Below are 517 nucleotides of genomic sequence, written 5' to 3' on the forward strand. Positions count from 1 at the left end.
AATCTGGGCTCTGCTTGTGCAAGTGATGCGTTACAGCCGAGGGAGCGATACCCGCGCCGGAGGCGTGAGGAGGTATCCCCTGGATCACAACACAATACGTTTCGTGAGGCCACCGCAAAAGAGAGCGGATCCGAGAAGCGTATCGAGCACCGCTCGGACCGAATACGCTTCGGCGCGAGCGGTGCTCATATCACCGGATCAATACGACCGGCGGAATCATGTTGTCGCGGCGCGCGGCTTGACGCCGACTCCGCCGATCGCCAGTCGTTCCTCGGGGTAGCGGGGGCGGGTCGGGGGGCCGGCGGGCCACCAGTCGTCGAGTTCGACCAGACCGGGTTCGATGATCTCCAGGTCCCCGAAGTATTCGGCGATTCGTTCGGTGGTGCGGTACCACCCCGAGCCCAGACCCTTATCAATGAACCGGCGCTGTAGTTCCATTGCCAGGTCGTGCAGTTCGGCGCCCTCGCCCGGATCATAGAAATGGGTGATGGCGACGTACGATCCGCCGGGTAACAGA

General features: G+C 62.7%; 1 protein-coding gene. It reads right to left on the reverse strand.

What is annotated here, in order from left to right; genetic code table 11:
• Nucleotides 1-216 precede the first annotated feature (216 nt).
• On the reverse strand, nt 217-517 hold a 301-nt coding region (locus ON20_RS25695), incomplete at its 5' end, for an SAM-dependent methyltransferase (RefSeq protein WP_040839557.1).

The sequence above is a fragment of the Nocardia brevicatena NBRC 12119 genome (genome assembly GCF_000308495.1).
GTDB classification, from domain to species: domain Bacteria; phylum Actinomycetota; class Actinomycetes; order Mycobacteriales; family Mycobacteriaceae; genus Nocardia; species Nocardia brevicatena.